Here is a 25,246-nt window from a genome sequence, read left to right on the forward strand (position 1 = left end):
CCGTTGTCTCGGCCAGGCAAGTTGCCCACCATAAAGCGCCTCAGGCCGTCTCCACGCCATACAGATGGCATGCTTCCACCGCGGTAACGTAACCGTCCAGCAGGTCTTGGGAAAGGGCCGCCGGATCGCGTGCCGAAGGCGGCCCGTAACCCCCCGACCCCGGCGCCTCCATCACCACCAGTGACCCGGCCGGCGCCAGGAACCCGCCCTTGCTGGTCAGCCGGCGCGCATTCGATCGCGGCGCGATCAGTTCCAGCCGCGCCGCCGCCCCAGCCAGGCCGCCGTCCAAACCGAACGCCGGCGTGACCGTCCGCTCGCAGCAAACCGCGGCATGGGCCTGATTCTCCAGCACCCGCCACACCCGCCGCACCCCGAGCCCACCGCGATAGGTGCCGGCGCCGCCGCTGTCAGGCACCAGCGAATATTCTTCCACCCGCAACGGAAAACTCATCTCCAGGATCTCGATCGGCGTGTTGCTCATGTTGGACACGGTGCTCGCCACCGCGTTTATGCCGTCCTTGATCGGCCGCGCCCCAAACCCGCCCTTGACCGACTCGTAACTGACGAAACGATCGCCGCTGCGATAATCCACCCCACCGAAGGTGATCACCGCCGAAGTCCCCTGCGAACCCGCCATCACCGAACGCGGGGTGATCGCAAACAGCGCCGCCATCACCATGTCCGCCACCCGGTGCGAGATCTCATGATTGGCGTAAACCACCGGCGAGGGATGCTGCGCGTTCACCACCGATCCCAGCGGCGCGGTGACCGTTACCGGACGCCAGCAACCGGAGTTCGGCGGGATCAGGCTGTTCGGGTCGGCGATCATCTTCAGCGCGCAGAACACCCCCGACGCGGTCACCGTCAGCGGCGCGTTCATCGGCCCTGCAACGGCACCGTCCGACCCGCTGAAGTCGGCGGTGATGGTATCGCCGCGCTTCACCACCTTGATATGAACCTTGAAGGTCTCGTCCTCGGCCTCTCCCGGCCCGATCACCCCGTCACCATCGAACACATCGGTGAATTCGGCTTCACCGTCAGGCAGCGCCCGCAGCGCCGCCCGCATCATCCTCTCCGAGTAATCCAGCACCTCCTGCATGATCTCCAACAGCGAGTCGGTGCCATACTTCGCCGCCAGCTCCCCCAGCCGCTGCGCCGCCCGATAGTTCGCCGCCACCTGCGCGCGCAGATCGCCCAGCCGCTCCGCCGGAGTGCGCACATTGGCCAGGATGATCGCCTCCACCGCCGGGTCCGGCCGGCCATCCCGATACAGCCGTACCGGCGGCAGGCGCAGTCCCTCGCCATAGATCTCAGTCACCGCGCCGTAACTGCCCGGCGTGGCACTGCCGATGTCAGGCCAGTGCGCACGGACGCAGCCGAATCCCAGCAGACGACCCTGATGGAACGCCGGCGCCACCACGTTCACGTCCGGCAGATGCGATCCCCCGTCATACGGATCGTTGTGGATGAACACGTCCCCCGGAACCACGTCGCCGAACGCCCGCACCACCGCGCGCACCGCATCCGGCATCGATCCCAGGTGGATCGGCAGATCTGGCCCTTGCGCCACCATGTTCCCATCAACGTCGAAAATGCCGCAGGAGTAGTCCCCCGCCACCTTCAGCAGCGGCGAATAGGCGGTTTTCGCCAGGACGATCTTCATCTCCTCGGCCGCCGAATAAAGCGCGTTCTTAACGACTTCGAAACAAGCCGGATCGCTTTTCAATGGCGCCATCGCAAACCCACCGCTCCCAGTCGCCTTGTTTTGATCGACGGTCGAGGCGAAACGCCACCATCCAACAGCGATCGCGTCAGCTTCGCCGGTGCGACCGATGCGAAGTCTTGCGGTTGGCGAAGGACATCGACAGCCCGACGCAAACGATCCCCGCCGAGGCCGGGACCAGCCAAGCCGGCCGCACCAGCAGTGGCTGGATCACCGACGTCCACACCCAGGTGCCCAGGGTCCGGGTTGACCAGTCAGGCAGCTTGTCCAGTACGTCATGGTCCAGCATGTAGAGCGCCTGCCCCAGCGATATGCTTTCCGGCCCGAACGTCGCAACGGCGACGGCAGCGACCAGGAAAATGGCGGACATCACGGCCAGGACGCGTTGGGCAATCACATGAATAGCTTCTCTGTCTTCAGGTTAGCGTATAACGCAGCGACCTGTTCAGCATAGCCATTAAAAATCTGTGTTGGCACTCTTTCGTCGGTGCCCAGCAGCCGTTCCGTCGCCTGGCTCCACCTGGGGTGCGGAACCCCCGGGTTCACGTTCGCCCAGAAGCCATATTCCGATGGCCCGAGGGCTTCCCAGAATGTCATCGGACGCTTGTCGGTGAAGCTGATCTTCACGATCGCCTTGCCCGATTTGAAGCCGTATTTCCACGGCACCGTCAGCCGGATCGGCCCGCCGTTCTGCGGCGGCAGCGGCTTGCCATACATCCCGGTGGAGATGAACGCCAGGTCATTGCCGGCTTCGGCGATCGTCACCCCCTCCACATATGGCCACGGATAAAGCGGCACATCCAGACCCGGCATCACTTTGTTCTGTGCGGTCTCGAACACCACGTATTTGGCCGAACCCAGCGGCTCAGCCAGCTTCAGCAGCGCGGCGAGCGGAAAGCCGGTCCACGGCACCGTCATCGCCCACGCCTCGACGCAACGGTGACGATAGACCCGCTGCTCCAGCGACACCTGCTTGAGCAAATCGTCGATAGCGATGGTGCGCGGCTGCTTCATCATGCCGTCCAGCTTGATCGTCCACGGCCGCTGCTTCAGCGCCTGCGCGTCGCGCCAGATGTTCTTGCTGTCGCCGAACTCATAATAGTTATTGTAAGTGGTCGCATATTTCTCCTCGGTCAGCGGCCGCCCAGGCTTGTAGTCCTGCACCGTGGGGGTGTCGGCGTAAGCCATCATCGCCGGCAGCATGGTCATCGCCGTCGCGCCGGCCAGCACCGACCGGCGATGCAGCACCAGATGTTCCGGGGTGACCGCACGCTCCGCCACCTCCCAACCGTACCTTCGGATGATGTGCATGGCTATCGCCCTTCCCGTATGCGCTTTTCTACCCGTCCGATACGAAGATTAGCCGCCGCCGGACAAGCCTATCTGGCCCTCGAATGCCGGATGGGACAGGATACACCAAATTAAACATTAGATAGCCAGCCAAAACAATTCTCCAGGAGAACGCTCATGCATCTCGCCCGATTTCCGCGGGTTCGCCTGTTCCCGGCGCCAACCCCGCTCGAGCGGCTGGAAAACCTGACGCGCACCCTCGACGGCCCCGAGATCTGGATCAAGCGCGACGACTGCACCGTCGTGGCCACCGGCGGCAACAAGGTGCGCAAGCTGGAATGGCTGATCGGTGAGGCCAAGGCGCAGGGCGCTACCCACGTCGTCACCCAGGGCGCGGTGCAGTCCAACCATGTCCGCCAAACCGCCGCGGTCGCTCGAAAAGTCGGCATGACCTGCACCGCGCTGCTCGAGCATCGGGTCGAAACCAACGATCGCGACTACCTCGGCAGCGGCAATGTGCTGTTGGACAAGCTGTTCGGATGCAACATCGAATATCGCGCCGCCGGCCTCGACATGAACGCCGAAGCCGAGACAAAGGGCGCCGCCCTGCGCGCCGCCGGCGAGCAGGTTTACGTAATCCCCGGTGGCGGTTCCAACAAGGTCGGCGCGCTCGGCTATGTCTCCTGCGCCCAGGAACTGATGCAGCAGGCCGACGAAATGGGCTTGCGGATCGACCGCATCGTCACCGCCACCGGTAGTGCTGGAACCCATGCCGGCCTGCTGGTCGGGCTGGAGGGAATCAACGCCCAGGTTCCGGTGCTCGGCATCGGCGTGCGGCTGCCGCGTGACCGCCAGGAGGAGAACGTCCACCGCCTGGCCCAGGACACCGCTCAGTATGTCGGGATGAAAGCCGGCGTGCCGCGCCAGGCCGTGGTCGCCAACTGCGATTATGTCGGCACCGGCTACGGCATCCCCACCCCAGCCATGCGAGAGGCCGTCCAGATGCTCGCCCAGCAAGAGGGAATCCTGCTCGATCCGGTTTACTCGGGCAAGGCAATGGCTGGGATGATCGACCTGATCCGCAAGCGCATCCTGCCCAAGCACGAGACCGTCGTGTTCCTGCACACCGGCGGCGCCGTCGGCTTGTTCGGCTATACCAGCTTCATGGAGGCCGCCGGCTGATGCTCAGCAGCCAACACCGCATCCTGACCACCCATACCGGCAGCCTGCCCCGTCCAGCCGCACTGACCGACCTCTATGCGCGCCGCGCCGCCGGCGAGGCGATCGACGAAGCGGCGCTGGATGCCGCCGGCAAGCTGGCGACCCGCCACGTCGTGCGCCAGCAGATCGCCTCGGGAATCGACGTCGGCAACAACGGCGAGCAGCAGCGTGAGGCGTTCTTCCTCTACGTGCGCCGGCGCATGACGGGCTTCGGCGGCACCTGGAACCGCCGGCCGATGGCCGACGTCGTCAAATACCCCGGATATCAAGCCTGGGCCAGCGAACAGGACAGCGCCCGCCGTTCGGTTAGCAACCGCGGCGCCCTGCCCAAGGCGATCGGAGCCGTGGCCTATCTGGACCCCGCCCTTATCAAGGCCGAGTGCGACGAATTCCACGCCACCCTGTCCGAGGTGGAGGGCCGCTTCGCCGAACCGTTCATGACCGCGCCATCGCCAGGCATCATCGCCGCCGCCCTGATGAACGAACATTACGACACCGAGGACGCTTATCTGCACGCCCTCGGCCAGGCCCTGCGCATCGAGTACGAGGCAATCGTCGCGGCCGGCTTCCTGCTGCAGATCGATGCGCCCGACCTCGCGCTGGAACGACACGTCTCTTTCCAGGACCGCAAGCTGGGCGATTTCATCGACTTCGCCGAACGCGTGGTGGAAACCATCAACCAGGCCCTGGCCAATATCCCTGCCGACCGGGTCCGCATTCATGCCTGCTGGGGCAATTACGAGGCGCCGCACGATTGCGACGTCGATCTGCAGGACATCCTGCCCACCATCGCTCGGGCAAAAGTCGGAGGCTGGGTACTGCCATTCGCCAATCCCCGCCATGCCCACGAATACCGCTGCCTGAAGAACCTGCCGCTCGCCGACGGCCAGGTGGTGGTGGCCGGGGTGATCGATCCGCTGACCAATTTCGTCGAGCATCCCGAGGTCGTGGCCGACCGGCTCGAGCTGGCAGTCCGCGCGGTCGGCGATCCGACCCGCGTGCTGGCCGGGACCGATTGCGGCTTCGATACCTCGGCCGGCCGCGGCCGGGTCGCCGAGGACGTGGTATGGGCCAAGCTGCGGGCAATGGCCGACGGCGCTCGTATCGCTTCGCAGCGGCTAGGAATGACCTGATTTCGATGTCCAACCAGACGCCGCGGGAAAACCGATCGGCGCCGAGCAGCAGGGCCGCACCATGAACACCGACCTGTTTGAGATCATCCGCACCACACGCTCGATGCGCCGGCTGAAGCCAGACCCGGTGCCCGCCGCACTGATCCGCCAGATCCTCGATGCCGGCATTGCGGCGGCCAACGGCGGAAACATGCAAACCTGGCGCTTCCTGGTGATCCGCGATCCCGCGATCAAGGCCGCGACGGCGCACTGGTACCGCCGCGCCTGGCACGAAACCGTGGCGCCGCGATACCGCGCTGGCGCTCCGGCACCCGGATCGACCCGTGACCGGTTCGACCGCATGTTGGCGGCGGCAGAGCATCTGGCCGACCATTTGCACGAAGCGCCGGTATGGATCGTGCCCTGTCTGCAGGGCGGAACCCACACCAGGACCTCGGGCGCCTCGATCTACCCGGCAGTGCAGAACATGCTGTTGGCAGCCCGCGCGCTCGGCCTCGGTGCCACCCTGACCACGCTCTATCTGCTGTTCGAGAAGCAAACGGAAGCCGCGATGGGACTGCCCGAGGACGCCCATTCCTACGCCATACTGCCAGTCGGCTACCCGCTGGGAAAGTTCGGACCGGTCGGACGAACCGCGTTGCAGGACGTCGTCTTCACCGACCACTGGGGACAAAAATGGTCTGACGCATGACAGTCAAAAAGCGCGCCAGCATAGACCCACGGCTTGCCAGTTTCCGGAAAAGCTGGCTCGTCGGCGATCACTCAAAGCCCTCGAACCGGAGGATTCGATGACCAGTCGGACCGACAACCTTCCGCCGATCCATCCTGGCGTAGTCCTGAAGATGAACTTGAAGCGCTAGACACGAGCGCCCGAAAATTCCCCGCCCGCGTCCACGTGCCGTACAACGCCATTAAGGAAATCATTAACGGTGATTAGGTCATCACCGTACAAATAGCGATCGGGTTCGGTCGGGTCCTCGGCATATCAGCGCATATTGAATGAACCTGCAGTCGATCTGTCAATTGAAAATCGTCCGGTCGACGATGGACAACGAAACAATCGAACCATACACCTTTGGTCGGTTGATACCACCGACCTGACTACCCAAAACAAAGTCGCTTCTGGTCGGAGTGAGAGGATTCGAACCTCCGGCCCCTGCGTCCCGAACACAGTGCTCTACCAGGCTGAGCTACACTCCGGCCGAATTCGCGCCTATAGCCCCCGAACGCGGCGGAAGCAAGGCACCGATCGACCTCAAACCCCTCAACCGCCCAGCACCCCCAACGCCGCATTCACCCCGAAATCCCCCGGCAGCCCACCGCGCGGGAAAAGCCGTGTCACATGCCCCATCTTCCGCCCCGGCAACGCCGCCGCCTTGCCATACAGGTGCGGGATCAGACCCGGCTCCGCCACCGCGGCCGGCCACAGCGCCACACCTTCGGGCCCGATCAGATTCTTCATCACCGCATCCGAATGCCGCGTCGCCGACGGCAACGCCAGCCCGGCAATCGCCCGGATGTGCAACTCGAACTGGCTCGCCGGGCATGCATCGATCGTCCAGTGCCCGGAGTTGTGCGGCCGAGGCGCGATCTCGTTCACCAACACCTTGCCGTCGCTGTCGATGAACATCTCCACCGCCAGCAGCCCAACCACGTCCAGCGCTTCCGCGACACGACAGCCGATCGCTTGCGCCGCCTGGTCCGCCGCCGGCGAAATTCGCGCCGGTGCCAGGGTCAGATCTAGTATGTGATCGCGATGACGGTTCTCTACGGTATCGAAGCTCGACAAGGCGCCATCGTCGCCCCGCGCCACCACCACGCTGATCTCCTGGGCGAAGTCCACGAACCCTTCCAGCACCAGCGGCTTCGGATCCAGCCGAGCCCACGCGCCGTCCAGGTCCGCCATCGCGCGCAGCGTCGCCTGCCCTTTGCCGTCATAGCCCAGCCGGGTGGTCTTCAGCACCGCGGGAAGCCCAAGCCGACGCACCGCCTCGTCAAGCTCCCGCCTGGAATCCACCCGCGCCCAAGGCGCCGTCGCAACGCCCGCGCCATTGAGAAAAGTCTTCTCATCCACCCGGTCCTGGCTGATCCGCAGCACTGAGGGCGAGGGTCGCACCGGCCGGATCGAGGCCAACAGATCCAACCCCTCGGCGCTGACGTTCTCGAACTCAAAGCTGATCACGTCCGCCACATCGGCGAACGCGCGCAACGAGACCGGATCGCTGTAGTCACTGATCGTCACGCCATGCGAGACCTGCGCCGCCGGACTGTCGGTCTCCCGGGTCAAAATGTGGCAGCGGTAACCAAGTCGCGCCGCGGCCAGCGCCGACATCCGGCCAAGCTGCCCACCTCCCACCAGTCCGATCGTCGCATTCGGCGGCAGCGGAAACCGGGTCATGATGGATCCTCGCGCCCCCCCCGCCCGGTCGTCGGTTCCGGAGCCTCCGGCACCGCCGCGGTCTGCTCGGCCCGAAACGCATCTAGCCGTGCCGCAACCGAGGCATCGCCGGTGGCCAGGATTGCCGCCGCCAGCAGCGCCGCGTTCACCGCCCCGGCCCGGCCGATCGCCAGGGTGGCGACCGGAACGCCCGCCGGCATCTGAACCATCGAGAGCAGGCTGTCCATGCCGCCCAGCGTCGGCCCCTCCACCGGCACACCCAACACCGGCAGCGATGTCCACGATGCACACATCCCCGGCAGATGCGCCGCACCCCCTGCCGCGGCGATGATGACCTTCAATCCGCGATCCCGAGCCGTCTTCGCAAAGCCGCGCAACCGATCCGGGGTCCGATGCGCCGAGACGATCTTCACCTCATGAGGCACACCAAGCCTGGCCAACATTTCGGCCGCGTGCCTCAGCACCGGCCAGTCCGACTGGCTGCCCATGATGATCCCGACCAAAGCTGCCTGTCCCGCCGCCATGTCAGGCAATACTGTCCGGGATCAGCCGGCTTTCCAGCCAGGCAATCTCATCGCGCAGCATCAACTTGCGCTTTTTCAGACGCTGCAGATGCAGCTGATCCGACGCGCCCTGGTCAGCGAGGCGCGCAATGACGGTGTCCAGGTCCCGATGCTCGCTGCGCAACCCATGCAGCTTGCGCAGCAGTGAATCCCTATCGCTCAGCATGACCACAACCTACGATAGAAATAAATCCTCAAACCGAGAACGAAGTTGTAGCTGGTCAGGTCGATGGCAAACGCGTTACGTTGAACCGCCGCGGTCACTGCGGTGCCCGCTGGCAGCCCACCGGTTAAACGCGGAGGTACCCAGTCCATGAGCCTGAATACCCGTCTCGACGCGCTGAAGGAACGGCATGCGTCTCTCGAAACGCGAATTTTCGACGAGGACCATCGTCCGCAACCCGATACGGAAGCCCTCATGCGACTAAAACTCGAAAAGCTGCGCCTGAAAGACGAAATAGAGAGGCTGCGAACCCAAGCCGACTGAACGGACACCGTTCAGCTTGCCCCCGCCAGGCCGGTCAGGCGGCCTCGTCCGCCTCCGGCTGCGGCACCGGCACGGCGCGCCCTTCCCGCTGCAAGCGGTCGTTTGCCTGAGCCACCGCCGCATTCAAGTCTGTCTGGCTGCACAACCCCAGGATGATCGGATCACGCGGCTTGATGTTTGCACTGTTCCAGTGCGTGCGTTCCCGCACCTTCTGAATCGTGTCCTTGGTCGTGCCGAGCAATTTGCCGACCTGGGCTTCCGAAAGCTGCGGATAATTGCGCAGCACGAACGCAATCGCGTCCGGGCGGTCGTTGCGTTTGGCAACCGGTGTGTACCGCGACCCGCGCAGCCGCTTGGGCATCGGCAGGGCATTCGCGATCAGCTTCAGCCGGGCGTTCGGATCGGCCTCGCACTGGCGAATGTTCTCCGAAGTTGTCTGCATATTGGCAACCGGGTCGTAGCCGACGATCCCTTGAGCGACCTCGCCGTCGGCAATCGCCTGCACCTCTAGCGGATGCATGCCGCAGAACTCCGCAATCTGTGTGAACGTAAGGGCGGTTTTGTCGATCAACCACACGGCGGTGGCCTTTGGCATCAGCGGAAGGGTCATGGCTTTTTCACACTCTCAGGGCCGAAGGCGGGCGATTTTCGTTTTGGTGCTGCCGATCGCAGGCCATTCACCGCAAATGCCCACACAAAACAACAACAACTGGCCGCGGCCGAATTGCGGATATGACAATCCAATAGAGGTCGGTCAAGCAACTTTGGCGGTATTAAGGTCTCTCCCGCGCGCATGGCTGCAACGCCATGCCGCCGGATATCGCCAGTAAGGAACAACCAAATGGCCCGGGAAGAAGACGAACCCCTGACAAAACGCCGCCGGCTCGACCCGCTGCTGCTCGACAGCCTCGGCATCGATGAACTGCGCAGCTATATCGAGGAATTGAGAACAGAGATTGCCAGGGTCGAGGCCGACATCGGCCGCAAGAACGGCCACCGCAGCGCGGCCGACGCATTTTTCAAGCGACCGTGATGGCGACCCGACTGGACTGCCCGCCGCGAGTGCACCCGCGGTCCGGGCCTCGACTGCCACCAGACGGCCAATCGATTCGGCATGAAAAACGGGGGCCGAAACCCGGCCCCCGCGTTCATCATCGCATCGCCGATCAGGCTGCTTTCGACGCATCCTGGGTATCGTTGGCGATCGAGCCCTGCACCGCCGGTGCCGCGCTGCCGATGGCAATCTTGCGTGGCTTCAGCGCCTCCGGCACCACCCGCTTCAGCCCGACATGCAGCAACCCGTGCTGCACATCCGCACCCTCGACAACGATGTGGTCGGCCAACACAAAACGGCGTTCGAACGCGCGTCCGGCAATCCCGCGATACAGGATCTCCGGCTTCTGGCCATCATTGGCCACACGCCCCGAAACCACCAATGTGTTATCCTTGACGGTAAGGTCCAAATCCTCAGGACGGAAGCCGGCCAGGGCCATGGTCAGACGATACGAATCGTCGCCGGTCTTTTCAATATTGTACGGCGGGTAACTCTGCGCCTCCTGACCGGAAGCGGCGGTGTCCACCAACCGAGCCAGCCGATCAAACCCGATCGCGGTGCGGAAAAGCGGAGCAAAATCAACACTGGTCATTACCAAAACCTCCTACTAAGCAAGGTCACTCGTTGCGGCCGCCCGAACTGGGCCAGCCTGCCTGCACGCCCGGGAACCCCGACTGGGCATTTCCGACGCGATCAGATTTGGTAACCAATGCCTGTCCGTTCAAGAGCTCCGCTAGGCCCGACGCGGTCGAATGCCGCGCCAAGCCGGCGGCGGTCGGGAGGCTATTTCTTCGTCCCGAGCCCGGCGAATTTCTTGTTGAACTTGGCAACCTGGCCGCCGGTGTCCAGCATCCGCTGCACCCCGGTCCAGGCCGGGTGCGACTTGGGGTCGATGTCCAGCCGCAGCGTGTCGCCCGGCTTGCCCATGCAGGACCGGGTGGTGAACTGCGTCCCGTCGGTCATCACGATCTTGATCTCGTGGTATTCGGGGTGAATGCCCGGCTTCATGCTGTGTTTCCTTGCTGGCGCCCCCGATCCCGACCGGCCGCGCGAACGCCGGGCTATAGCGGCGCCGCGGCGCCAGCTCAAGGCCGAGTTCACCTCTCACCGCCAACCGCCAAGTTTTAATCGCCTGCGCGATGGACCCGCGTAATCGGAGCGACTATCAGAAGCCGCCGCCATTTCCATGGGCCGTCCCTTCGCATGCTGATCCGCCTGCTTGTCCGCCTGGTCGATTTAAGCCGCCGTTTTTCATTTCCTGTCGTCTGCGCAGGTGTGTTGCTGGCGGCCTTCGCCGGCTGGATCGCCTGGACCCATCTCGGCGTCAGCACCGATACCGATCTCCTGTTCAAGGACACCCTGCCCTGGCGCCGGCAGGCGGCCGAAATGAACCGCGACTTCCCGCAGTTCCGCAACCTTCTGGTTGCCGTCATCGATGCCCGGATTCCCGAGGAAGCCGACGCCACCGCCGCCGAACTGGCCGCCCGGATGGCCACCGACAAGACCCATTTTCTGACCGTGCGGCGCCCGGATGCCAGCCCCTTCCTGCAACGGGAAGGCCTGCTGTTCCTGCAGCCCAAGCAGTTGTCCGCCCTGATGGACAAAACCATCGACGCACAGCCGTTTCTCGGCCAACTGGTCGCCGACCCTTCCGCCCGCGGCCTGTTCGCCGCCCTGTCGCTGCTCGGCATGGGCGTCACCCAGGCAGACGCCGACCTGTCCCCCTTCCTGGCTCCGATCAGAGGCTTTCATCAGGCGATGGCCGATGCGCTGGCCGGCCACCCGAAACCGTTGTCCTGGCAAAATCTGCTGGGGGGCGGCCTCAGTGAACTCGCCGGCCCATACCATTTCGTGCTCGCCCAGCCGCACCAGGATTTCGGCGCGCTCGAGCCCGGCGGTGCCGCGACCAGGGCCATGCGGGCGATCATCGCCGATCTGCCATACGTGAAATCCGGCGACGCCCGGGTCCGCATCACCGGACAGGTGGCACTGGCCGACGAGGAATTCGCCACCGTCGCGCAGGGCGCGGTCAAGGGCCTGATCGGCAGCCTGATCCTGATCACGCTATGGCTGTTCCTGGCCGTGCACACTTGGCGGCTGATCGTGCCGATCCTGATGACCTTGTTGCTCGGATTGATGCTGACCGTGCTGTTCGCCGCCGTAGCGGTCGGCACCCTTAACCTGGTCTCGGTCGGATTCGGTGTCCTGTTCGTCGGCATCGCCGTCGATTTCGCCATCCAGTTCTCCGTCCGATACCGAGAATTCCGTTTCGAGACCGCGGACGCCGCCGCCGCCATGACCGAGACCGCCCGGCGCGTCGGCGTGCAGATCCTGATCGCCGCCCTCGCGACCGCCGCCGGCTTCCTGGCGTTCGTGCCGACCGCGTTCTCCGGCGTCGCCGAACTGGGCCTGATCGCCGGCGCCGGCATGATCATCGCCTTCATCTGCACCCTGGGCTTCCTGCCCGCCGCCATCACCCTGTTCCGCCCACGCGGTGAGGCCGCCGAGGTCGGATTCACGTTCGCTGCGCGGATCGATCCAATCATCGTGCGGTGGCGGCGGATCATCCTGCTGGCGTTCGGCCTGCTGGCAATCGCCGCGGTCGCCGTCTCGCCCTGGCTCGAGTTCGATTCCGATCCGCTCGACACCAAGAACCCCAACACCGAGGCGATGCGCACCCTGCGCGACCTGGTCAACAATCCGGTGACCAATCCGTACACCATCGATGTGCTGGCGCCCAACGCCCGAGCCGCGGCCACCATCGCCGACAAAATCAAGACACTGTCCACTGTGGCGGGGGTGATCAGCATCAATAGTTTCGTACCGCCCGATCAGCCGCAGAAGCTGGCGGTGATCGCTGACGCTAACACCATCCTGGCGCCCACTCTGGCACCGCATGGTTCGGCCACCCCTGTCACCGCGCAAGACATCAGAATGGCGGCCAAGGCAGCCTTGGCACAGATCGAGCCGGCGCTGGCCAAACTGCCGAAGGATCATCCCCTGGCTCTGGTGGCTGGCGATCTGCAACGCTTGCAGACCGCGCCGGATAAAGTGCTGATGGCCACCAATGCCGCGCTGACCCGTTTCCTGCCGGCACAGCTTGCCCACCTGAGGCTCGCTTTGACCGCCGAACCGGTGACCCTGGCCTCGATCCCGCCGGACTTCGCCCGCGACTGGGTGCTGCCGGACGGCAGAGCCAGGGTGCAGGTCAATCCGACGCCCGAGATGCAGAGCCCGCAAGGTCTGAAGACCTTCGTCCACCAGGTGGTGGCGGTGGCACCCGATGCCGGCGGATCGGCGGTCACCATCGCCGACACCGCCGACACCATCGTCGGAGCGTTTCGCGAGGCCGCGGTCTACGCGGTGATCGCCATCGCCATCATCCTGTTCGGCCTGCTGCGCCGTTTGCTGGATGCCGCCCTGGTCATGGCTCCGCTGCTGATGTCGGCATTGCTGACGCTGCTGATTACCGTGCTGCTTCCGCTGCCGCTGAACTTTGCCAACATCATCGCCCTGCCGCTGCTACTGGGAGTCGGCGTCTCGTTCAACATCTACTTCGTCATGAACTGGCGCGCCGGCCAGCAGCGGCCGCTGGGCAGCGCGACCGCGCGGGCCATCGTGTTCTCCGCGCTGACCACCGGCACCGCGTTCGGCTCGCTGGCACTATCGGCTCATCCCGGAACCGCCAGCATGGGGAAATTGCTGCTGATAAGCCTAGGCTGCACCTTGTTGGCCAGCCTGGTGTTCATCCCGGCACTGCTTGCCAGCATGCGCACGCCGCGGCTGGATCGCATCTGAACCGGCAAAGCCATGACATTGTGCAATCCGGCAACGCTACATGCCAGGCGGAACCGACGAATGTGGACACACATCGCAACCAAGGTCGGATCGCCCATTCTGGTATTGGATCTCCGTCTGTAACCATATCATCCGCTCGATGATACTCACCGCAATCTGGGTCGCCCAAAGAAACCTGGGCCCGAAATCTTTTTTCTTCGTGCTGAATCAGGCCGTGACATCGAACGAACGTTGCAAGTGCGCGTTGCAAGATCATTCCGTCAGCCGCCGCCGCAAAGGACCTATCACATGAAGAAACTTCTTCTGGTCGCGCTCCTGCCGCTCGGTCTGGCCGGCTGCATCAGCTACACGCAGAGTTCCGCTCCGCGCCCGGGCACCACCATCGTCGTGCCGCCTGGGTCCACGGTGATCTGTCCCGACGGTTTTGCACCGCCCTGCTGACTTGACGCAGGCAGCCGGGTGTCAAGCCGGCCGAGCGCCCCGCCGAACCCCCAAAGCCTCGGCAAGCAGACACAGAATCTCGAATAGCACCGACGCGCCGTTGAATGCAGTCACCGAACCCACATCGAACGGCGGCGAAACCTCAACAAGGTCACCGCCAACAAAATCGATGCCGCGCAACGCCCGCAGCAAACGCAACGCCTGCAAAACGGTGATCCCGCCCGCCTCCGGCGTCCCGGTCCCCGGCGCCTGGCTCGGGTCCAGGCTGTCGATGTCGAACGTCAGGTAGGTCGGGCCGCCGCTGGCGACACGACGCGCCTCCTCGGCGGCATGGCGCCAGCCGTTGTCGTCGAACTCCTCCATCGGCAGCACCCGCATTCCGCTGCGCTGGCTGAAACCCCACATGTCGGGGTCATTGGTGGTGCCGCGAATCCCAATCTGGATTACCCTCTTCGGGTCCAACAGACCTTCCTCCACCGCGCGGCGGAACGGCGCGCCGTGGTGGAAACGCGACCCCATGTAGTCGTCACCGGTATCACAATGAGCATCGATATGAACCATGCCAACCGGACCATGCGCCGCGACCCCCCGCAGGATCGGCAGGCTGATGGCATGGTCGCCGCCGACCGATAAGGGCACGATGCCGGCCGCGGTCACGCCGCGATAGAATGTCTCGATCTCGCGCAACGCCCCCTGCAACTCGTATGGCTGCTCAATCCAGCAATCCCCCAGATCGCGCACGCGCGTCGCGGCAAACGGCTCGATCCGCGTCACCGAGTTGATGCGCCGCAGCAACGTCGACTGCTCGCGCACCGCGCGCGGACCGTGCCGCGTGCCCGACCGATTGGTCACCCCGCCGTCGAACGGAACTCCGATGACGCCGATATCAACCTGATCCAGTTTCTGCACGGCTTGCGTCCGGAAAAACGTCGCGATGCCGGTATAGCGCGGCTGCGCCTGCGGGTCCTCGAAGTCGTGATACTTGTCCGGGTGCTTGATCATCCGTCTCGCTCGCTGATTGCCGACATCCTAGGCTAGGTGGTCGAGTCTCGCGCAATATTGGTTTTGCCCTCGGCTACGCCGGGCCCTTTCCTTCGATCCGCTTCCTCCGGCACACTAACGCCGAACCGACGGAGGATGGCGAATGAACAACGTGGTCGAAACCGCGTCCGGCAAGGTGACGGGCACCGTGGCCGAGGATGTCGTGGCGTTCAAGACCATCCCCTACGCCGGCTCGACCGCCGGCGCCTACCGCTTCCTTCCGCCGCGGCCGCCCAGCCCTTGGGCCGGCATCCGCGATTGTTCGGGCTTCACTGGCAAAGCGCCGCAAAATGGCCTGCGTCCACCCACCCGCCCCGAACTCGAAAATTTTTCTGGAGCCGCCGATCCCTCGCCCGAAACCGAGGATTGCCTGACGCTCAACATCTGGACACCCGGCTGCGATCCGACCGCAAAACGCCCGGTGATGGTGTGGTTCCATGGCGGCGCCTTCGCCTACGGCAACGCCAACTCGCCGCGCACCCACGGCACCCGCTTGGCCGCGCGCAACGACGTCGTGGTGGTCACCGTCAACCAGCGGCTGAACATTTTCGGCCACCTCGATCTGTCGGCTTTCGGCGGCGAACGGTTCCGTCTGTCCGGCAACGCCGGCACCCTCGATATGGTGGCGTCGCTGCAGTGGGTGCGAGACAACATCAGCGGCTTCGGCGGCGATCCCGGCAACGTCACGATTTTTGGCGAATCGGGCGGCGGCGCCAAGGTCAGCACGCTGCTGTCGATGCCGCGGGCGAAAGGTCTGTTCCACAGAGCGATCATTCAAAGCGGCGCGGCGGTCCGCCTGCGGACCCGGGATCGCGCGCTGGCACTGACCGAGTGCGTGCGCCAGCACCTCGGCTCCGCCGCGGCTACGGCCGAGGCGCTGCAGGCGGTGCCGGTCGCCGACCTGCTGGCCGCCGTGGAACCGGCAATCAAGGCCTTGGGCCCCTCGCCATCGCCGCTGTTCGATCGCTATCCGTTCGGACCGGTTGTCGATGGCGACGTCCTGCCGGCCCAGCCGTTCGACCCGGTGGCCTCCGACATCAGTGCCGATATCCCCCTCATCATCGGCGACATGAAGCACGAGACCGCGAACTTCCTCGCCGTCCTCGATCCGGTCTGGGATCGCACCCTGACCGAGACCGGCCTGCGCCAGCGGATCGACCCGATCGCCGGCCAGCACACCGGTCGCGTCCTTGATTTGTATGGACAACTGTATCCCGATCTGAACCCCGCCGAACGGCTGATCGCGGCCACCACGGACAGCAATTTCCGCATCCGCTCGCTGGTCCTGGCTCAGCGCCGTGCGACCCTGAACCGCGGCAAGGTGTGGATGTATTCGTTCGACTGGGAAACCCCCGTGCTGGGCGGCAGACTGAAGGCACCGCACGCGATGGATGTGCCGTTCGCCTTCAATACGCTCGACCTGACCAACGCCACCGGCGGCAGCCCCGATGCCCAGCGTCTGGCCGACACCATGTCCTCAGTCTGGGCCGCGTTCGCCCGCAGCGGCCGCCCAGATCATGCCGCCATCCCGCCCTGGCCCGCCTACGACTCCCAAACCCGGGCCACCCTGCTATTGGACAAGACGTGCCGAATAGAGAACGACCCGCGCGGCGAAGCGCGCCGACTGTGGCAGGACATCACCGCCACCACCTGACCCCGCCGCCATCCAACCAAGGCTAATCGGATGCAAGCTGATTACATCATCGTCGGTGCCGGTTCCGCCGGCTGCGTCGTTGCCGCCCGCCTGAGCGAAACCGGCGCCAAGGTGATCCTGTTGGAAGCCGGACCGAAAGACTCGCTGCTGTGGATCCACATCCCCGCCGGCACTCTGAAATTGCTGTATCACCCCGTGGTCAACTGGAACTACAGCGCCGAGGGCGGCGAAGGCAGCGGCGGACGCCCCATTCACTGGCCGCGCGGCAAGACGCTGGGCGGATCGAGTTCCATCAACGGCATGCTCTACGTGCGCGGCAACCCCGCCGACTTCGACGGCTGGGCGCAGATGGGATGCCGTGGCTGGAGTTTCGACGACGTGCTGCCCTACTTCCGCAAGTCCGAGGACTACAAGCAAGGCAACGACCTGGAATACCGCGGCAAGGACGGCCCGCTGAAGGTCGAGGACTACCGCACCATCCTGCCGCTGACCCACCACTTCATCGAGGCCGCCCAGCAAGCTGGCTATCGCTTCAGCAACGACCTCAACGGACGCCAGCAAGAAGGCGTCGGCTACTCGCAGATGACCCGCAAGGGGAAGTGGCGCGGATCAACCGCACAGACCTTCCTGAAACAGGCCGGCGGCCGCTCCAACCTCCAGGTCGAAACCGACGCGATCGCAACGAAACTGCTGTTCGAGGGTAAGCGCTGTGTCGGGGTGGCATTTCGCCAGCGCGGCAAGATCGTCGAGGCGCGCGCCAACAAGGAGGTCATCCTCAGCGGGGGCACCGTCAATTCGCCGCACCTGCTGCAAGTTTCCGGCGTCGGACCCGCCCAGCACCTGCAATCGATCGGCGTCCCGGTGATACATGACCTGCCCGGCGTCGGAGCCAACCTGCAGGACCATTATGTCGCCCGGATCTCGCATCGGGTCGCCGGCTCGATCTCGATCAACAAGCTCGCCCGCGGCGTCAGGCTGGCGCGCGAGGTGGCACGCTTCGCCGTCCAAGGCCGCGGCGCCCTGACCTTCGGCATAACCACAGCCCAGGTGTTCTGCCGCTCGGCGCCGGAAAAAGCTAGTCCAGACCTACAATTGCTGTTTACCCCAGCGAGTTACGATCCGACCAAATTCGGCACGTTGGAGCGCGAGGATGGCATGACCGTAGCGGTCTGCCCGGTCCGCCCCGATAGTCGCGGCAAGATCATGGCACGCAGCGCCGATGCCACGGAAAAACCCGTCATCACGCCCAATTACCTGTCAGATCCCGCTGATTTCCAGGTCCTGAAGGCCGGCATCCAATTCACTCGAGAGATCTTCGCCGCACCGGCGATCGCTCGCTACAGCACCGTGGAAACGCTTCCAGGACCGAATATCAGCTCCGATGACGCGCTGCTCGACTATGCCAGGCGCTATGGCACGACGATCTACCATCCGGTCGGAACCTGCCGCATGGGCGACGGACCCGCCGCCGTCGTGGACTCCCGGCTTCGGGTCCACGGCCTGACCGGTCTGCGCGTCATCGATGCCTCGATCATGCCAACCCTGACCACCGGCAATACCAACGCCCCAACCATCATGATCGGCGAGAAAGGCGCCACCATGATCCGCGAGGATCAACGCACACCCGCCTGACGCCCCGGCCGGCCAGGCTTCAGGCAGCCACCTCGATGCCGGTCGCGCCCGCGGCACGCAGAATGGCTTCCGCCTCGGCTCGCTTCGCATCGTTCGCCGCGCGCACCGCCAAAACCAGATCCCCGCTCGCCGCTCTCGTGTCCCGGTCGGCCTGCTCCTTCTTGCCGGCCGCGCCCTGCACCGCGAAAACCGATCCGCCGGCCGCGCCGCCGGCAATGGCGGCCGCCGCCACCGCGGGTATCGCCGCCCCACCCGTCGCAACAGTGACTCCAGCCGCAGCCAGCGCCGCCGCCGTTCCCACCATGCTGGCACCCAAGGTACGGGCCTGACGCGCGTCCGATTCGGTGGACGCCGCCTTGGTCCCCTCCTCCCGCGTTTCCGTGCCTTCAAGCGACCCCGGTGACGGCAGGCTCAAGTCAGCGCGATCGAACCCCGACATCGACAACTTGCTGACCGCATCCTGCATCTGGTCGGGACTGGCGAACGTCGCCCTCAGCTCTCGAGCCGCGCCAGCACCGCCTGCTTGATCGCTCATCTCATCCACCTTTCCCAAAAGCCCGTCTTTCGCACGTTTAGTGCGAGCCGCGTTCGGACGCTGTCTCGCTGGCCGAACCACGCTCAGCCTCGCTGCCTCCGGTTCCCGCGTCACTGCCGCGCGGCCGACCGTGGCTCATCTGACCACCCTTGCGGCCCGCCCGAGCGGCCCGTTCTCGATCGTTGGCGAAGTTGCCTGAACTGTGCTGGCCGCCGACATGGCCGGCACGAGCGGCTTTCGCGCGATCCTCGGCAAAATTCCCCGGATTACCGGTGTGCTGGGATTCAGACATTGTGTTCCCTCATCGCGATTTCACACAAGGCGCACCGCAAACCGGCAAACCCTGCACAAGCCCAACGAAGTAGCCCCGGACCGGGTTGTCTTCACAACTCCTGTTATTTCGGTAACCTAAATTCACGATCTGATTGCTATAGGGACACTATTTTGTGTCCAGCGATCAACTGCCGATTGCATCGTCTCGATGCGCCATAAGGTAGGCGTTCGGCTCGATCGCCAGATAACGCGACGGCCGCTGCGCCTGGCGCTGAAACACCGCAACCGAGGCTAGCAATTTCTTATCGTCGTCGGAAAGCCGTATCGCCTCGCGCAGGTGCTCGGTCCAGCTTTCCATCAACCACACCTCGACCCACCCGTCGGAATGGGCGACATCACCATACACCTGCCAGAACACCGCTCCGGCTCGGCCACGAACGTGTCGCAACTCGTTCATCAACGTCAGAAACTCGATCCGACGCGGCTGTTCCACCCGATAATACGCCACTTCCATGATCCGGCCGCGCGCATGTCGCAGCATCGGCACGAACTCCGCGGCCGGCGCCGCCGGCATCAAAGCCGCCTGCTCGACCGCCGGCGAAACCGCGCGTACCTGCGCCTCGATGCTGAAACCGCGCACGATCAGCATCAGCACCACACCGACCACCGCCGCGGTCAGGAAGGTGCGCGCGATACCCACCTCGCCGCCCAATATCCCCCAGCCGAACGATCCCACGGTCAGCGCGCCGTTCTGTGCCAACTGGTAGATCGACAGCGCCCGCGCCCGCACCCACGGCGGACACACCAACTGCGCCGCCGCCTGGATCGTTGCGAAAGCCGAAGTCCATCCCAGGCCAAACAGCAACATCCCCAAGCACGCCGGTATCCAGTGCCGGGCCGCCCCGACAACCGCCATGCCGACGCACGACAACAGCGTGCAGCCGATCACCGTGGCGCCGCGCGACAATTTGGCCCGCACCACCGGCAGCAGCATGCCCGAGGTCACACCCCCGACCCCCATCATGCCCAGAATCAAGCCATACATCCCAGGGCCCAGTCCCAGGTCGTGCCGCACATAAAGCGGCAGCAACGCCCACGGCGCGGACGCCGGAATCGAATAGGACGCTGTCCGGATCATCGCCGCCTGAACCGCCGGCGTGTTGCGCACAAAGCGCATCCCCGCCCGCATCGCCGGCACCAGATGCTCCCGCGGCAACCCGGTGAACCGGCGGCCGCGCCGCCACACGAACAGCGCCTGGATCACCGCCAGAATGGACACCGCATACATCGAAAACGCCAGGCTCGATCCGCCCAGCAAGATCAGGAAACCCGCGATCGCCGGCCCCACCGCTCGGGTCAGATTGTAGCCGATGCCGTTCAGCGCGATCGCCTGCACCATGTCCTCGCGCGGCACCAATTCCGGCACCACCGCGCTCCACGCCGGACCCGTCAGCGCCGATCCGATGCCGATCGAAAAGGTCAGCACCAGCAGCCAGACTGCGGTCATCAGGTGACACAGCGTCAGGATCGCCAGCAGGCTCGCCGCCAGGATCGTCCATGTCTGCGCCCCCAGCAGGAACACACGGCGATCGACGATGTCGGCCAGCGCACCACCCGGCAACGCGAGCAGGAACACCGGCATGATGGTCGCGGCCTGAACCATCGCCACGATGAACGGTTCCGGCGCCAGCGACGTCATCAGCCAGCCGGCGCCGGTGTTCTGCAGCCAGGTCCCCAGCCAGCCGATCACGCTGGCGATCCAAAGATGGCGGAAGGTGCCATGACGCAACGGCTCAAGGGCGGCCGGCAGCCGCATCAGCCGTGTCGCTCGCTGAACCAGGCGGCCGGCACCGCGCCCCGGCGGATGACCCTGCCGCCGGTCGCCGCGGCGCCCATCGTCCCAGCTTGCTCGACCGATTTGCTCGCCATCGCCGGACCCGACGCCCCCCAACCGCACGCCCCCGGTTTAATCGGCTACGTTCGGCAGTTCCACACCGCTCTGCAAATCGGCCTCATCTGGCCACTGCCGCGAACGTGCTGCATACTCATCGCAGTGCAACGGAGGACGCCTTAGGTGCCGGTGGAGAAACAAGCCTATCGTGAGGCCATGGCCCGTCTGGGCGCCGCGGTGAATGTCATCACCACCGATGGCGCCGGCGGCCGGGCCGGGTTCACCGCCAGCGCAGTCACAAGCGTCACCGACACGCCGCCAACGCTGCTAGTCTGTGCCAACCGAACCAACGATTCCTATCCGGCGATGAAACAGAACGGCGTGCTCTGCGTCAACACGCTGACCCCGGCCCAGGAGGGCCTGTCGCCGGTGTTCGCCGGGCTGACCCAGCACACCATGAACGAGCGCTTCGACGGCTACGCGTGGCGGACCCTGGAAACCGGCGCCCCGGTGCTCGACCAGGCCGTGGTGGTGTTCGACTGCCGCATCAACCACGTCGTCGAGGTCGGAACCCACGACGTGTTTTTCTGCCTGGTCGAGGCGGTGCGCACCGGATCAGCCCATGAGGGCCTGATCTACTATGACCGCGGCTACCACAAGGTGGCCGGCCTGGACTGACCCAGCCTTCCATCCAACAGCAAAGGCGAGACCACAGGCGGTGTTCTATATTCAGAACGAATAATCGTACACCGAGATGCAGCGCGGTGTTGAAACTGATCGGACCCAGTACCGTCGGCCAGTTGCCCGACGCCTGCAACGCCGCAGCGACCTATTTCGGATCCGTGCTGACCGACCTCGGCATGATAGCCATCGACCTAGATCACCGTCGCAGCCGCCTGCTTCAGCCGGCTGACCAACGATGAGTAGTCCTTCACCGGCGTATAGGCCGCCGCCAGCACCTCCTGTCCGCCGGCCGATCCAAACGGCCGAAATCCGGACGATCAAAGCCCCGCCGCGTGCAGGAACGAATGCATCGCCTGCGCCACCAGGCCCGGGGTCTGCACCGAAGCGAAATGTCCGCTGTTCAACGTCAGGTACTGCCCACCGGGAACCTGCTCCGCCATCGGCTCGATGACCGACGGCGGCCGCAGCCCGTCATGCCGCCCGGCGGTCAGCAAGGCGGGGCAAGCGATCCGGCCCAGTTCGTGGGCGATGCTCTCCGCCGCCAGCATGCGGTTGATCGCCGCGAAGCTCGCCGGATCGTTGCCCAGCCAGCGGGCTCGGAATGCGGCAAACACCGCCGCATCGTGGCGCACCACCAGCGGATACGAATTCGCCAGGCTGGTCTCCACCACCGCGCGCATCCCGCCGGCTTCCACCGCGGCCGCACGGTCCAGCGTGGCCTGCCTTCGGTCCGCGTTCACCCCAACCGCCGGACCATGCAGCACCAACGCCGCCGCCCGCTCTGGATAGCGCACCGCGAAATGCACGGCGATCGCCGCCCCCACCGCGATGCCGCCCAGCGCCACCTTGCCGCGAAGCCCCAGCGCATCCAGCAAGGCGGCAACGTCGTCCGCCATCTGGTGCCAAGTCACCGAACCTTTGATCTTCTCGGACAGGCCGGCGCCGCGGGTATCATGGCGAACCACCACCCGGCTATGGTTCAACGCCGGCAGCACCTGGTCCCAGCTATCTAGCGTGCCACCCATCTCGTGGATCAGCACCAGAGTGCTGGGGCCGGCGCCACTGACGTCATAGCGCAGGCTGGTGCCGTTGACTTCGATCCAGTTCATGGCAAACGTCCGTCTCGTTACGTCGATTGTTCCGCGTGCTCGCGTCGGGCGCAACATTCAAGCCGGGTGACTCATGCGGCAAGACACCTCTGAACCCACTGCCTTCTGAAGGTCGGCGAATGAACCAGACGATGATCCTGCATTGGTCCCCGCGCTCGCCCTACGTGCGAAAAGTGATGATCGCGGCAGCAGAAATGGGCCTGCAGGACCGTATCCGCACGGTTCGCACGGTGGCCGGCGGCACCACTCCGCATGCGGAACTGATGCTGATCAATCCGTTGGGAAAAATCCCCACGCTGCAACTGCCGGACGGCACCGCGCTCTACGACTCGCCGGTGATCATCGAATACCTCGATACCCTGCACGATGGCCCAAAACTGTATCCGACGGCCTGGCCCGACCGACTGACCGCGGTTCGGCGGCACGCGCTGGGACAAGGCATGCTGGATACCGCCCTGCCGCTGCTCGCCGAAGGCCTGCGCCCGCCCGAACGGCAAAGCGAGCCGCACAAGAACCTGTGGCGCTCCAAGCTGGTTGCCTGCGCGGCGGCGCTCGAGCCGGAAGCCGAGGCGCTGTCGGCCAGCCGCTTCAGCGTCGGCCATCTCGCCATCGGCGTGGCGCTGGCCTACCTGGATTTTCGTTTCGCATCCTTGGCCTGGCGTGACGGCCATCCGAAACTGGCCGCCTGGCACGAAACCTTCAATGCCCGCCCGTCGGTGCAGGCCAACCTGCCGGTGGACGACCGCTAAACGGCGCCGGGTGTGCCGCAAAGCCGCTTGGCGCACCGGCATGCCCGCCACCCCCGCTGACCGCGGAACCAGCCGCCGATCAAAAGCGCCGCTCCCAGGCGACGCTGCCGGCGTGATACGCTGTCCAAGCCAAACGGCGAATACCAAAAGCGCAGATAGCAACCGGTGATCCCGAATGAATCTGTTGGCCGCCATCAAGCCGCTTTACGTGCTCTCAGGATTTGTTGTCGGACTCCTGGTCGGCCAAACCGGAGTCGGCGGCGGCTCATTGATGACGCCGATCCTGGTACTGATGTTCGGCATCCACCCGGCCACCGCGGTGGGGACCGATCTGCTTTACGCCTCGGCGACAAAATCGGTCGGAACCCTGGTGCATGGTCTGAACCACACCGTCGATTGGCGGATCGTCGCCCGATTGGCCTCCGGCAGCGTCCCGGCCACCGTGATCACCTTGCTGGCGATCTCGCATTTCGGCATCGGCGGTCCCGGCAGCGGGCGACTGATCTCGCTGGTGCTCGGAATCATGCTGTTGTTGACCGCGTTGTCGCTGATCCTGCGCTCCCGCTTCCTGCACCTGATCGGCCCGACGCTGGACCGGATCTCGCCGCGGCAAGCGGTTCTGCTCACCGTATTGACCGGCGTCATGCTCGGCACGCTGGTCACGCTGTCCTCGGTCGGCGCCGGCGCCCTGGGCGTGACCGGGCTGCTGATGCTGTATCCCCGCCTGCCGATGAAGGTTATCGTCGGCTCCGATATCGCCCACGCCGTCCCGCTTACCCTGATCGCGGGAGTTGGGCACTGGTGGCTGGGCTCGGTCGATTGGACGATGCTCGGCTCACTGCTGGTCGGCTCGATTCCAGGCATCATACTGGGCAGCTACCTGTCGGGCCGCATCCCGGAACCCGCGCTGCGGTCGGTCCTGGCGGCTGTGCTGTGTATCGTCGGCGGACGCCTGGTGTTCTGACCGGACAACGCCGACTCCGGGATAAATCGTGCTAACATGGCCCGATGTCCGATCCAGCCCCCGCTCGCATGACCTCCGACGAATTCGTCGCCTGGGCGATGCGCCAACCCGAAGGCCACCGCTTCGAACTCGTCGCCGGCCAGGTCGTCGCCATGGCCCCCGAACGCAGCGCCCACGCCCTGACCAAGTTCCACATCGCCCGCCGCTTGGCCGACGCCGTCGACCAAAGCGGACTTCCGTGCCAAGTCTATCCTGATGGCATGGCCGTCACCATAGACGCCGCGACCACCTACGAACCGGATGCGCTGGTCCGCTGCGGTCCAATCCCGCCAGCCGACGCGATCAAACTCGACGATCCGGTGATCGTGGTCGAGGTGCTGTCGCCGTCCACCCGAGCCCGCGATGCCGGCGCCAAGCTGGTGGATTATTTCCGCCTTCCGTCGGTCCATCACTACCTGATCGTGCGCACCGAGGACCGAGCGATCGTCCACCACGCTCGCAACCTAGATGGAACGATACTGACACGGATCGTCCACGATGGCGACTTGCACCTCGATCCGCCGGGGTTGACTGTAACCGGCTTGTTTCCGCCAGCACCGTGACAGG

At 65.0% G+C, this 25,246-nt stretch carries 27 protein-coding genes and 1 tRNA gene; 13 read left to right on the forward strand and 15 right to left on the reverse strand.

All coding sequences use genetic code 11. The features are described 5' to 3' along the window. Positions 1 to 40: 40 nt before the first annotated feature. The 3 genes from ACQY4Y_RS02390 to msrP form a co-directional block, all read right to left on the reverse strand. Positions 41 to 1,735: a hydantoinase B/oxoprolinase family protein gene (locus tag ACQY4Y_RS02390; RefSeq protein ID WP_428488965.1), complete on the reverse strand. Its 1,695-nt coding sequence runs from the start codon at positions 1,733 to 1,735 to the stop codon at positions 41 to 43. A 76-nt stretch (positions 1,736 to 1,811) separates the two neighbouring features. Beyond that, positions 1,812 to 2,120 (reverse strand): hypothetical protein, encoded by a 309-nt coding sequence (locus ACQY4Y_RS02395; RefSeq protein WP_428488966.1) that lies wholly within the window; start codon positions 2,118 to 2,120, stop codon positions 1,812 to 1,814. Beyond that, on the reverse strand, positions 2,117 to 3,034 hold the full coding sequence (msrP, locus tag ACQY4Y_RS02400; RefSeq protein ID WP_428488967.1) for a protein-methionine-sulfoxide reductase catalytic subunit MsrP: 918 nt from the start codon (positions 3,032 to 3,034) through the stop codon (positions 2,117 to 2,119). The genes ACQY4Y_RS02395 and msrP overlap by 4 nt, the downstream gene beginning before the upstream one ends. Before the next feature lie 156 nt (positions 3,035 to 3,190). Between msrP and ACQY4Y_RS02405 the strand changes: the two genes are divergently transcribed. From ACQY4Y_RS02405 to ACQY4Y_RS02415, 3 genes are all read left to right on the forward strand, one after another. Continuing rightward, on the forward strand, positions 3,191 to 4,195 hold the full coding sequence (locus ACQY4Y_RS02405; protein ID WP_428488968.1) for a D-cysteine desulfhydrase: 1,005 nt from the start codon (positions 3,191 to 3,193) through the stop codon (positions 4,193 to 4,195). Beyond that, entirely contained in the window at positions 4,195 to 5,367 is a 1,173-nt protein-coding gene (locus ACQY4Y_RS02410) for a cobalamin-independent methionine synthase II family protein (RefSeq protein ID WP_428488969.1), read from the forward strand. Before ACQY4Y_RS02405 ends, ACQY4Y_RS02410 begins: the two co-directional genes overlap by 1 nt. Before the next feature lie 61 nt (positions 5,368 to 5,428). Continuing rightward, entirely contained in the window at positions 5,429 to 6,058 is a 630-nt protein-coding gene (locus ACQY4Y_RS02415; protein WP_428488970.1) for a nitroreductase family protein, read from the forward strand. A gap of 432 nt (positions 6,059 to 6,490) precedes the next feature. Here the strand turns inward: ACQY4Y_RS02415 and ACQY4Y_RS02420 are convergent. The 4 genes from ACQY4Y_RS02420 to ACQY4Y_RS02435 form a co-directional block, all read right to left on the reverse strand. Then, positions 6,491 to 6,567 (reverse strand) — tRNA-Pro (locus ACQY4Y_RS02420). A gap of 64 nt (positions 6,568 to 6,631) precedes the next feature. After that, entirely contained in the window at positions 6,632 to 7,765 is a 1,134-nt protein-coding gene (locus tag ACQY4Y_RS02425) for a 5-(carboxyamino)imidazole ribonucleotide synthase (RefSeq protein ID WP_428488971.1), read from the reverse strand. Then, a complete protein-coding gene (gene purE, locus ACQY4Y_RS02430; RefSeq protein WP_428490721.1) occupies positions 7,762 to 8,289 on the reverse strand; it encodes a 5-(carboxyamino)imidazole ribonucleotide mutase in 528 nt (175 codons plus the stop codon). Before purE ends, ACQY4Y_RS02425 begins: the two co-directional genes overlap by 4 nt. A 1-nt stretch (position 8,290) precedes the next feature. Beyond that, positions 8,291 to 8,494: a YdcH family protein gene (locus tag ACQY4Y_RS02435; protein ID WP_104522304.1), complete on the reverse strand. Its 204-nt coding sequence runs from the start codon at positions 8,492 to 8,494 to the stop codon at positions 8,291 to 8,293. Positions 8,495 to 8,641: 147 nt separating this feature from the next. Here ACQY4Y_RS02435 and ACQY4Y_RS02440 point away from each other — a divergent pair, with 147 nt between their 5' ends. Beyond that, positions 8,642 to 8,815, forward strand: coding sequence for a YdcH family protein (locus ACQY4Y_RS02440; RefSeq protein ID WP_428488972.1), 174 nt, complete (start codon positions 8,642 to 8,644; stop codon positions 8,813 to 8,815). 34 nt (positions 8,816 to 8,849) lie between these two features. On the opposite strand, the gene ACQY4Y_RS02445 is transcribed toward ACQY4Y_RS02440, so the two are convergent. Then, positions 8,850 to 9,425: a DUF1013 domain-containing protein gene (locus tag ACQY4Y_RS02445; RefSeq protein WP_428488973.1), complete on the reverse strand. Its 576-nt coding sequence runs from the start codon at positions 9,423 to 9,425 to the stop codon at positions 8,850 to 8,852. Between the two features lie 231 nt (positions 9,426 to 9,656). On the opposite strand from ACQY4Y_RS02445, the gene ACQY4Y_RS02450 reads away from it, so the two are divergent. Then, positions 9,657 to 9,848: a DUF1192 domain-containing protein gene (locus tag ACQY4Y_RS02450; RefSeq protein ID WP_428488974.1), complete on the forward strand. Its 192-nt coding sequence runs from the start codon at positions 9,657 to 9,659 to the stop codon at positions 9,846 to 9,848. A 133-nt stretch (positions 9,849 to 9,981) separates the two neighbouring features. On the opposite strand, the gene ACQY4Y_RS02455 is transcribed toward ACQY4Y_RS02450, so the two are convergent. Together ACQY4Y_RS02455 and rpmE are read right to left on the reverse strand one after the other, a co-directional pair. Beyond that, positions 9,982 to 10,461 carry an Hsp20 family protein gene (locus ACQY4Y_RS02455; RefSeq protein WP_428488975.1) on the reverse strand — a complete coding sequence of 160 codons (480 nt, stop codon included), beginning with the start codon at positions 10,459 to 10,461 and terminating at the stop codon, positions 9,982 to 9,984. Between the two features lie 191 nt (positions 10,462 to 10,652). Continuing rightward, entirely contained in the window at positions 10,653 to 10,877 is a 225-nt protein-coding gene (gene rpmE / locus ACQY4Y_RS02460) for a 50S ribosomal protein L31 (RefSeq protein WP_428488976.1), read from the reverse strand. 195 nt (positions 10,878 to 11,072) lie between these two features. On the opposite strand from rpmE, the gene ACQY4Y_RS02465 reads away from it, so the two are divergent. Further along, positions 11,073 to 13,667, forward strand: coding sequence for an MMPL family transporter (locus tag ACQY4Y_RS02465; RefSeq protein WP_428488977.1), 2,595 nt, complete (start codon positions 11,073 to 11,075; stop codon positions 13,665 to 13,667). 288 nt (positions 13,668 to 13,955) lie between these two features. Then, positions 13,956 to 14,108: a hypothetical protein gene (locus ACQY4Y_RS02470; protein ID WP_428488978.1), complete on the forward strand. Its 153-nt coding sequence runs from the start codon at positions 13,956 to 13,958 to the stop codon at positions 14,106 to 14,108. 21 nt (positions 14,109 to 14,129) lie between these two features. Here ACQY4Y_RS02470 and speB read toward each other — a convergent pair whose 3' ends face one another. After that, positions 14,130 to 15,110 carry an agmatinase gene (speB, locus tag ACQY4Y_RS02475; protein ID WP_428488979.1) on the reverse strand — a complete coding sequence of 327 codons (981 nt, stop codon included), beginning with the start codon at positions 15,108 to 15,110 and terminating at the stop codon, positions 14,130 to 14,132. A gap of 142 nt (positions 15,111 to 15,252) precedes the next feature. On the opposite strand from speB, the gene ACQY4Y_RS02480 reads away from it, so the two are divergent. After that, positions 15,253 to 16,803 (forward strand): carboxylesterase/lipase family protein, encoded by a 1,551-nt coding sequence (locus ACQY4Y_RS02480; protein ID WP_428488980.1) that lies wholly within the window; start codon positions 15,253 to 15,255, stop codon positions 16,801 to 16,803. A gap of 30 nt (positions 16,804 to 16,833) precedes the next feature. Then, complete coding sequence (locus tag ACQY4Y_RS02485) at positions 16,834 to 18,435, forward strand: GMC family oxidoreductase (protein WP_428488981.1); 1,602 nt, start codon at positions 16,834 to 16,836, stop codon at positions 18,433 to 18,435. 19 nt (positions 18,436 to 18,454) lie between these two features. Here ACQY4Y_RS02485 and ACQY4Y_RS02490 read toward each other — a convergent pair whose 3' ends face one another. From ACQY4Y_RS02490 to ACQY4Y_RS02500, 3 genes are all read right to left on the reverse strand, one after another. Then, on the reverse strand, positions 18,455 to 18,970 hold the full coding sequence (locus ACQY4Y_RS02490; RefSeq protein WP_428488982.1) for a hypothetical protein: 516 nt from the start codon (positions 18,968 to 18,970) through the stop codon (positions 18,455 to 18,457). Positions 18,971 to 19,007: 37 nt separating this feature from the next. Next, a complete protein-coding gene (locus ACQY4Y_RS02495; protein WP_428488983.1) occupies positions 19,008 to 19,262 on the reverse strand; it encodes a general stress protein in 255 nt (84 codons plus the stop codon). A 165-nt stretch (positions 19,263 to 19,427) separates the two neighbouring features. Continuing rightward, positions 19,428 to 21,059: an MFS transporter gene (locus ACQY4Y_RS02500; RefSeq protein WP_428488984.1), complete on the reverse strand. Its 1,632-nt coding sequence runs from the start codon at positions 21,057 to 21,059 to the stop codon at positions 19,428 to 19,430. 291 nt (positions 21,060 to 21,350) lie between these two features. Between ACQY4Y_RS02500 and ACQY4Y_RS02505 the strand changes: the two genes are divergently transcribed. Beyond that, on the forward strand, positions 21,351 to 21,812 hold the full coding sequence (locus ACQY4Y_RS02505) for a flavin reductase (protein ID WP_428490722.1): 462 nt from the start codon (positions 21,351 to 21,353) through the stop codon (positions 21,810 to 21,812). Positions 21,813 to 22,135: 323 nt separating this feature from the next. Here the strand turns inward: ACQY4Y_RS02505 and ACQY4Y_RS02510 are convergent, their stop codons facing one another. Next, positions 22,136 to 22,927, reverse strand: a complete 792-nt coding sequence (locus tag ACQY4Y_RS02510; protein ID WP_428488985.1) for an alpha/beta fold hydrolase — start codon at positions 22,925 to 22,927, stop codon at positions 22,136 to 22,138. A gap of 119 nt (positions 22,928 to 23,046) precedes the next feature. Here ACQY4Y_RS02510 and ACQY4Y_RS02515 point away from each other — a divergent pair, with 119 nt between their 5' ends. The 3 genes from ACQY4Y_RS02515 (at position 23,047) to ACQY4Y_RS02525 (ending at position 25,242) form a co-directional block, all read left to right on the forward strand. Next, complete coding sequence (locus ACQY4Y_RS02515) at positions 23,047 to 23,676, forward strand: glutathione S-transferase family protein (protein ID WP_428488986.1); 630 nt, start codon at positions 23,047 to 23,049, stop codon at positions 23,674 to 23,676. Positions 23,677 to 23,851: 175 nt separating this feature from the next. Then, entirely contained in the window at positions 23,852 to 24,640 is a 789-nt protein-coding gene (locus ACQY4Y_RS02520; RefSeq protein WP_428488987.1) for a sulfite exporter TauE/SafE family protein, read from the forward strand. A gap of 44 nt (positions 24,641 to 24,684) precedes the next feature. Continuing rightward, positions 24,685 to 25,242, forward strand: a complete 558-nt coding sequence (locus tag ACQY4Y_RS02525; RefSeq protein ID WP_428488988.1) for a Uma2 family endonuclease — start codon at positions 24,685 to 24,687, stop codon at positions 25,240 to 25,242. Positions 25,243 to 25,246: the final 4 nt, after the last annotated feature.

Origin of the sequence: Rhodopila sp. (assembly GCF_965277165.1) — a bacterium.
Taxonomy (GTDB): Bacteria; Pseudomonadota; Alphaproteobacteria; order Acetobacterales; family Acetobacteraceae; genus Rhodopila.

Excerpts from the sequence above, each read along its gene's own strand:
- ACQY4Y_RS02390 (WP_428488965.1), bottom strand. The coding sequence starts at position 1,735 with ATGGCGCCATTGAAAAGCGATCCGGCTTGTTTCGAAGTCGTTAAGAAC.
- msrP (WP_428488967.1), bottom strand. The coding sequence starts at position 3,034 with ATGCACATCATCCGAAGGTACGGTTGGGAGGTGGCGGAGCGTGCGGTC.
- ACQY4Y_RS02405 (WP_428488968.1), top strand. The coding sequence starts at position 3,191 with ATGCATCTCGCCCGATTTCCGCGGGTTCGCCTGTTCCCGGCGCCAACC.
- ACQY4Y_RS02410 (WP_428488969.1), top strand. The coding sequence starts at position 4,195 with ATGCTCAGCAGCCAACACCGCATCCTGACCACCCATACCGGCAGCCTG.
- ACQY4Y_RS02415 (WP_428488970.1), top strand. The coding sequence starts at position 5,429 with ATGAACACCGACCTGTTTGAGATCATCCGCACCACACGCTCGATGCGC.
- ACQY4Y_RS02425 (WP_428488971.1), bottom strand. The coding sequence starts at position 7,765 with ATGACCCGGTTTCCGCTGCCGCCGAATGCGACGATCGGACTGGTGGGA.
- purE (WP_428490721.1), bottom strand. The coding sequence starts at position 8,289 with ATGGCGGCGGGACAGGCAGCTTTGGTCGGGATCATCATGGGCAGCCAG.
- ACQY4Y_RS02435 (WP_104522304.1), bottom strand. The coding sequence starts at position 8,494 with ATGCTGAGCGATAGGGATTCACTGCTGCGCAAGCTGCATGGGTTGCGC.
- ACQY4Y_RS02440 (WP_428488972.1), top strand. The coding sequence starts at position 8,642 with ATGAGCCTGAATACCCGTCTCGACGCGCTGAAGGAACGGCATGCGTCT.
- ACQY4Y_RS02445 (WP_428488973.1), bottom strand. The coding sequence starts at position 9,425 with ATGACCCTTCCGCTGATGCCAAAGGCCACCGCCGTGTGGTTGATCGAC.
- ACQY4Y_RS02450 (WP_428488974.1), top strand. The coding sequence starts at position 9,657 with ATGGCCCGGGAAGAAGACGAACCCCTGACAAAACGCCGCCGGCTCGAC.
- ACQY4Y_RS02455 (WP_428488975.1), bottom strand. The coding sequence starts at position 10,461 with ATGACCAGTGTTGATTTTGCTCCGCTTTTCCGCACCGCGATCGGGTTT.
- rpmE (WP_428488976.1), bottom strand. The coding sequence starts at position 10,877 with ATGAAGCCGGGCATTCACCCCGAATACCACGAGATCAAGATCGTGATG.
- ACQY4Y_RS02465 (WP_428488977.1), top strand. The coding sequence starts at position 11,073 with ATGCTGATCCGCCTGCTTGTCCGCCTGGTCGATTTAAGCCGCCGTTTT.
- ACQY4Y_RS02470 (WP_428488978.1), top strand. The coding sequence starts at position 13,956 with ATGAAGAAACTTCTTCTGGTCGCGCTCCTGCCGCTCGGTCTGGCCGGC.
- speB (WP_428488979.1), bottom strand. The coding sequence starts at position 15,110 with ATGATCAAGCACCCGGACAAGTATCACGACTTCGAGGACCCGCAGGCG.
- ACQY4Y_RS02480 (WP_428488980.1), top strand. The coding sequence starts at position 15,253 with ATGAACAACGTGGTCGAAACCGCGTCCGGCAAGGTGACGGGCACCGTG.
- ACQY4Y_RS02485 (WP_428488981.1), top strand. The coding sequence starts at position 16,834 with ATGCAAGCTGATTACATCATCGTCGGTGCCGGTTCCGCCGGCTGCGTC.
- ACQY4Y_RS02490 (WP_428488982.1), bottom strand. The coding sequence starts at position 18,970 with ATGAGCGATCAAGCAGGCGGTGCTGGCGCGGCTCGAGAGCTGAGGGCG.
- ACQY4Y_RS02495 (WP_428488983.1), bottom strand. The coding sequence starts at position 19,262 with ATGTCTGAATCCCAGCACACCGGTAATCCGGGGAATTTTGCCGAGGAT.
- ACQY4Y_RS02500 (WP_428488984.1), bottom strand. The coding sequence starts at position 21,059 with ATGCGGCTGCCGGCCGCCCTTGAGCCGTTGCGTCATGGCACCTTCCGC.
- ACQY4Y_RS02505 (WP_428490722.1), top strand. The coding sequence starts at position 21,351 with ATGGCCCGTCTGGGCGCCGCGGTGAATGTCATCACCACCGATGGCGCC.
- ACQY4Y_RS02510 (WP_428488985.1), bottom strand. The coding sequence starts at position 22,927 with ATGAACTGGATCGAAGTCAACGGCACCAGCCTGCGCTATGACGTCAGT.
- ACQY4Y_RS02515 (WP_428488986.1), top strand. The coding sequence starts at position 23,047 with ATGAACCAGACGATGATCCTGCATTGGTCCCCGCGCTCGCCCTACGTG.
- ACQY4Y_RS02520 (WP_428488987.1), top strand. The coding sequence starts at position 23,852 with ATGAATCTGTTGGCCGCCATCAAGCCGCTTTACGTGCTCTCAGGATTT.
- ACQY4Y_RS02525 (WP_428488988.1), top strand. The coding sequence starts at position 24,685 with ATGTCCGATCCAGCCCCCGCTCGCATGACCTCCGACGAATTCGTCGCC.